Consider the following 6,190-nt stretch of genomic DNA (forward strand, 5'->3'; position numbering starts at 1 on the left):
CCAGCCACAGCACCGCCGCGGCGCGCCACGCCATGCGCGCGCCCCAGCGGCGGCGCAGCACGCGCAGGCCCAGCGCGAGCGCCAGCAACGCCGCGCAGGCCCAGCCCAGCGTGCCCACCCAGGCCCAGGGATCCTGCGCGCCCACGAAGGGCTCGATGCGCCAGGCGGGCCTGGGCGGCGAGCGCTCGGACAGCCACTGCAGCACCCAGCGCAGGCCGACCACCGCGGCAGGCGGCCCGAACGCCAGCCAGGCGCCCAGGCTGCCCCGCTCCGCGGCAGGGGCGCCGCTGGCGGAAGGGCGTGGCAGCGGGGGGCTCACCGGCGCCGCGCCGCTCCACAGGGCGTGCGAAGCGCCCGCATCAGACCGCCAGCCGCGACAGGTCGGCCACCCGGTTCATCGCCTGGTGCAGCCGCTTGAGCAGCCCCTGGCGATTGAGGCGCACGGCCAGATCGTCGGTATTGACCATGACGTCGTCGAAGAAGGCGTCCACCGGCGCGCGCAGGGCCGCCAGGGTCTGCAGGCTCTGGCGGTAGTCGCCGCGCTCGAACTGGGCATCGGCCTCGGGCACGATGCGCTGCAGGGCCGCATACAGGTCGCGCTCGGCCTGCTCCTGCAGCAGGCCCTCGCTGACGTGCGCGTCCACCGGGCCTTCGGCCTCGGCCTTCTTCAGGATATTGCCCACGCGCTTGTTGGCCGCCGCCAGCGCCGGCGCCTCCTCGAGCGCGGCAAAAGCACGCACGGCGTCGAGCTGGCGCGGCACCAGCGCCAGGCGCGCCGGGCGCAGGGCGATGACCGCGTCCACTTCCTGGGCGCTGTAGCCCTGCTCGCGCAGCGAGCCGGCCAGGCGCTCGTAGATGAAGTCCTCCAGCTGCGCCGCCGAGGCCGGGTCGATCAGCGCGCCGAAGGCCGGCTGGCTGGCTTGCAGCAACCGCGGCAGGTCCAGCGGCAGATCGCGCTCGACCAGCATGCGGATCACGCCCAGCGCATGGCGGCGCAACGCGAAGGGATCGCGGTCGCCGGTGGGCAGGTTGCCAATGCCGAACATGCCGACCAGCGTCTCCAGCTTGTCGGCCAGCGCCACGACCAGCCCGACGTTCTCGCGCGGCAGCCCGTCGCCGGCGAAGCGCGGCTTGTAGTGGTCCTCGATGGCGCGCGCCACCTCGTCGGGCAGGCCGTCGTTGACGGCGTAGTAGCCGCCCATCACGCCCTGCAGCTCGGGAAATTCGCCCACCATGTCGGTGACCAGGTCGGTCTTGGCCAGCAGCGCCGCGTTGTCCACGCAAGTGAGCAGGTACTCCCGCGCCACCTCGCCCTCGTGCGAATCGAGATGCAGCGCGTGCTGGTCGGCCAGTGCATCGAAGAGTTGTTCGCCGATCGCCCTGGCGATGGCCCGGACGCGCTCCACGCGCTCGCCCTGGGTGCCCAGCTTGTTGTGGTAGACCACCTTGGCGAGCTGCTCGACGCGGCTGGCCAGGGTTTTCTTGCGGTCCTGGTCGTAGAAGAACTTGGCATCCGCCAGGCGCGGGCGCACCACGCGCTCGTTGCCCTGGATGACGGCGCCCGGGTCCTCGGGCGAGATGTTGCTCACCACCAGGAAGCGGTGCGTCAGGCGGCCATCCGCGTCCAGCAGCGGAAAGTATTTCTGGTTGGCCTTCATGGTGAGGATCAGGCACTCCTGCGGCACGGCCAGGAACTCCTCGTCGAAGCTGCAGACCAGCACGTTCGGGCGCTCGACCAGCGCCGTGACCTCGTCGAGCAACGCCTCGTCCTCGATCGGCCGCACGCCGCCGCCCACCCGGGCCGCGGCCGCTTCGAGCTGGCGCGCGATCTCGGCGCGGCGCTCGGCGAAGCTGGCGATCACGGCGCCCTCCTCGCGCAGCTGCTCGGCGTAGCTGTCGGCATCCTTCAGGACCACCGGCTCGGCCTGCGCCTCGAAGCGGTGGCCATGTGTCTCGCGCCCGGCCTCCAGCCCCAGCGCCTGCACGCCCGCCACCACCTGGCTGCCGTGCAGCGCCACCAACCCATGCGCCGGGCGCACGAAGTGGACGCTGCTCCAGCCGTCGGCCAACTGGTAGCGCATGACCTTGGGGATGGGCAGGTGGCGGATCGCCTCGTCCAGCGCCTTCTGCAGCCCCTCGGCCAGCGACGCGCCGCGCGCCGTGCTCTGGTAGTACAGCACCTCTGCCTTGCCGTCGTGCACCCGCTTCAGCCCGGTCGCCGCCACGGAAGGCTCCGCACCCAGCGAGGCCAATTTCTTGAGCAGCGCCGGCGTGGGCGCGCCATCCTGCGCGAAGCCCACGGACACCGGCATGAGCTTTTGCTCGACCGCGCGATCGGGCGCCACCGCCAGCACGTCCGTGATGTGCGCGGCCAGCCGGCGCGGCGAGGCGTAGGCGGTGCACTGCCCGCCCTGCACCACCAGGCCCTGCTGGCGCAAGTGCTCGAACAGCACGCCGGCAAAGGCCTCCCCCAGCTTCTGCAGGGCCTTGGGCGGAAGTTCTTCGACGAAAAGTTCGACAAGCAGGTTGGCGGTGGTCATGGGAAGGTCTCTGGGGCGGTGCGCGTGCTCCGGGCGTGGGCGGCGGGCAAGCGAGGAATGGCGAAAACGGTGGGAGCGGGGCCGGGCCCCGCAGAAAGACCGGCGGGCTCAGGCTGCCTTGCGCGCCTGGGGCTGCGATTGCCCGGCAGCGCGTGCCAGCTCGGCCAGGACTTCCTCGGCGTGGGCGCGCGGCGCCATGGGAAAGCCCAGGCGGGCGCGGCTGTCGAGGTAGCTCTTCGCCACGGCGCGCGCCAGGTTGCGGATGCGACCGATGTAGGCGGCGCGCTCGGTCACGGAAATCGCCCCGCGCGCGTCCAGCAGGTTGAAGGTGTGGGCCGCCTTGAGCACCTGCTCGTAGGCCGGCAGGGCCAGCTGCTCGGCCATCAGGTGCTGGGCCTGGCGCTCGTGCGCGCCGAACGCGGTGAACAGGAACTCGGCGTCGGAGTGCTCGAAGTTGTAGGTGGACTGCTCCACCTCGTTCTGGTGGTACACGTCGCCGTAGGTCAGGCCTTCGGTCCACGTCAGGTTGTAGACGTTGTCCACGCCCTGCAGGTACATGGCCAGGCGCTCCAGCCCGTAGGTGATCTCGCCCGTGGCGGGCCGGCAGTCGATGCCGCCGACCTGCTGGAAGTAGGTGAACTGCGTCACTTCCATGCCGTTGAGCCACACCTCCCAACCCAGGCCCCAGGCGCCGAGCGTGGGGTTTTCCCAGTCGTCCTCGACGAAGCGGATGTCGTTTTGCTTCAGGTCGAAACCCAGGGCTTCGAGGCTGCCCAGGTACAGCTCCAGGATGTTCGCCGGCGCGGGCTTCAACACCACCTGGTACTGGTAATAGTGCTGCAGGCGGTTGGGATTGTCGCCGTAGCGCCCATCCTTCGGGCGGCGGCTGGGCTGCACATAGGCGGCGCGCCACGGCTCGGGCCCGATGGCGCGCAGGAAAGTGGCGGTGTGCGAGGTGCCAGCGCCGACTTCCATGTCGTAGGGCTGCAGGAGCGCGCAGCCCTGGTTCGCCCAGTAGGACTGCAGTTGCTGGATGATCTGTTGGAAGGTCGGCATGGCGGAAAAGCAGGACAAAAAGCGCACGGCGGGGCGTGCGCGGAAGGGGTATTTTAGGCCGTGGCGCCTGCGCCACAGGGCGGGCGGCCTGGCGGCCCCGGAGGCAGGAAGGCCAGAACCTTCCGATGCGCACAAAAAAAGGCGCGTCGACCTTCGCCGGCGCGCCCTGGCTGACGGCTGGAATTTCGTCAGATATGCAGCGCCTGCCCCAGCGCCCGCAGCGCCGCCTCCTGCGCCGCCTCGCCCAGCGTCGGGTGGGCGTGGATGGTGTGGGCCACGTCCTCCAGCCGCGCGCCCATCTCGATGGACTGGCCGAAGGCCGCCGACAGCTCGGCCACGCCGCGCCCCACCGCCTGCCAACCCAGGATCAGGTGGTTGTCGCGCCGCGCGACCACGCGCACGAAGCCGCCGGTGGCCTGCAGCGTCATGGCACGGCCGTTGGCCGCCAGCGGAAAGGCCGCGTCGATGCAATCGAGCCCGGCGGCGCGCGCCTCGGCCGGGGTCTTGCCGACGACCACCACCTCCGGGTCGGTGAAGCACACGGCCGGGATCACGCTCGGCTCGAAGCGGCGGTTCTGGCCGGCGATCTGCTCGGCCACCACCGTACCCTGCGCCATGGCGCGGTGCGCGAGCATCGGCTCGCCCGTCAGGTCGCCGATCGCCCAGACGTTGCGCATGGAGGTGCGGCAATGGGCGTCGATCGCCACGTGGCGCCCGGCCATGTCCAGTTGCAGCGACTCCAGCCCGAAGCCCGAAGTGCGCGGCCGGCGACCGACGGCGACCAGCACGCGCTCGGCCGGCAGCGCGAACTCGTCGGCCTGGGCGTTGCGCACGTGCACGCCCTCGGCCGCGTCCCAGCCGAGCACGCTGCAGCCCAGGTGCAGTACCACGCCGCTTTTCTTGAGCGATTCCAGCACCGGCTGGGTCAGCTCCTCGTCGTAGCTGGGCAGGACGCGCTGCGCGGCCTCGACCACCGTGACCTCCACGCCCAGCTTGCGGTAGGCGATGCCCAGCTCCAGCCCGATGTAGCCCGCGCCGACCACCACCAGGCTGCGCGGCAGCGCCTCGGGCGAGAGCGCGTCGGTGGACGACCAGATGGCGCCACCGAAAGGCATGGAAGGCAGCGCCACGGGCTCCGACCCGGTGGCTAGCAGCAGGTGCTCGCAGCGCACGCGCTGCGGCTCGCCGCCGCCGTCGGCCTGCACGCGCACCGTCTTGCCGTCCTCGATGTGGGCCCAGCCCTTGAGCACGCGCACGCCCGCCTTGCGCAGCAATCCGCCGACGCCGCCCGTCAGGCGCGAGACGATGCCGTCCTTCCAGCGCACGGTCTTGGCGATGTCGATCTGCGGCTGCTGCACGCGGATGCCCAGCGGCGAGTCGCCGGCCTGTTCGAGTGCGCGTTCGAACTCCTGGGCGGCGTGGATCAGCGCCTTGGAGGGGATGCAGCCGATGTTCAGGCAGGTGCCGCCGGGCTGTGCGCCCTCGACCAGCACGGTGGGAATGCCCAGCTGGCCCGCGCGGATGGCCGCCACGTAGCCGCCGGGGCCTCCGCCGATGACCAGCAGCGTGGTCGTGATGTCCTTTTGCGTCATGTTTCTTCTCACCTCACTCCACGAACAGCAGCGCCGGGTTTTCCAGCAGCGCACGCACGGCCTGGATGAAGCGCGCCGCGTCCATGCCGTCGACCACGCGGTGGTCGAACGACGAGGACAGGTTCATCAACTGGCGCGCCACCACCTGGCCGCCCCGCAGCATCGGGCGCTCGACCATGCGGTTCACGCCCACGATCGCCACTTCCGGGTGGTTGATGACCGGGGTGCTGACGATGCCACCCAGCGCCCCGAGGCTGGTCAGGGTGATGGTCGAGCCCGAGAGCTCGTCGCGCGCCGCACGGCCGCTGCGCGCCCCCTCCGCCACGCGCGCCACGCCGGCGGCGCATTGCCACAGGTCCAGGCTTTCCGCATGGCGCAGCACCGGCACCATCAGGCCGCCGTCGGTCTGCGTGGCGATGCCCAGGTGCACCGCCTCGTAGCGCGTGACCGTGCCGGCCTCGTCGTCGTAGCGGGCGTTGATCTGGGGAAAGTCGCGCAGGGCCAGCACCATGGCGCGCGCCAGGAAGGGCAGCAGCGTGAGCTTGCCGCGCGTCGCGCCGTGGCGCTGGTTGAGCTGCTGGCGCAGCGCCTCCAGCTCGGTCACGTCCATTTCCTCGACGTAGCTGAAGTGCGGGATGCGGCGCTTGGCCTCCTGCATCTTCTGGGCGATGCGGCGGCGCAGCCCGATGACCGGGATGACCTCCTCGCCGTGGCGCTCGACGTACTGGGAGGACACGGCGCCCACGGGCTGGCCACCGCCCTCCGCCCAGGCCTGCAGGTCCTCGTGCAGGATGCGCCCGGCGGGCCCACTGCCGTGCACCAGCCGCAGGTCGATGCCCATGTCCAGCGCCTGGCGGCGCACCGCGGGCGAGGCCAGCGGCGGCTCATCCGCCTTGCGCGCGCGCGGCACCGGCGCCGCGGCACGGGCAGCGGCCGGGGCCGGCGCTGGCGTGCTGGCCTTGGGCGCGGGCGCCGGGGCCGCCTGGGGCTCCGGAGCGGCGG

The 6,190-nt window shown here is 71.7% G+C and carries 4 protein-coding genes and 1 pseudogene; all 5 read right to left on the minus strand.

Annotation, left to right across the window (positions count from 1 at the left end):
* Nucleotides 1–319 (minus strand): annotated as a pseudogene (locus A612_RS03975) (hypothetical protein); the annotation flags it as partial.
* A gap of 40 nt (nt 320–359) precedes the next feature.
* Nucleotides 360–2,540 (minus strand): glycine--tRNA ligase subunit beta, encoded by a 2,181-nt coding sequence (glyS, locus tag A612_RS03980; protein ID WP_019373262.1) that lies wholly within the window; start codon nt 2,538–2,540, stop codon nt 360–362.
* 108 nt (nt 2,541–2,648) lie between these two features.
* Complete coding sequence (gene glyQ, locus A612_RS03985) at nt 2,649–3,596, minus strand: glycine--tRNA ligase subunit alpha (RefSeq protein WP_019373263.1); 948 nt, start codon at nt 3,594–3,596, stop codon at nt 2,649–2,651.
* 188 nt (nt 3,597–3,784) lie between these two features.
* Nucleotides 3,785–5,188: a dihydrolipoyl dehydrogenase gene (gene lpdA, locus A612_RS03990; protein ID WP_019373264.1), complete on the minus strand. Its 1,404-nt coding sequence runs from the start codon at nt 5,186–5,188 to the stop codon at nt 3,785–3,787.
* 13 nt (nt 5,189–5,201) lie between these two features.
* Nucleotides 5,202–6,190, minus strand: a 989-nt coding sequence (locus tag A612_RS03995) for a dihydrolipoamide acetyltransferase family protein (RefSeq protein WP_019373265.1), incomplete at its 5' end; no start/stop codon positions are given.

This window comes from Melaminivora alkalimesophila, assembly GCF_000282995.1.
Classification (GTDB): Bacteria; Pseudomonadota; Gammaproteobacteria; order Burkholderiales; family Burkholderiaceae_C; genus Melaminivora; species Melaminivora alkalimesophila.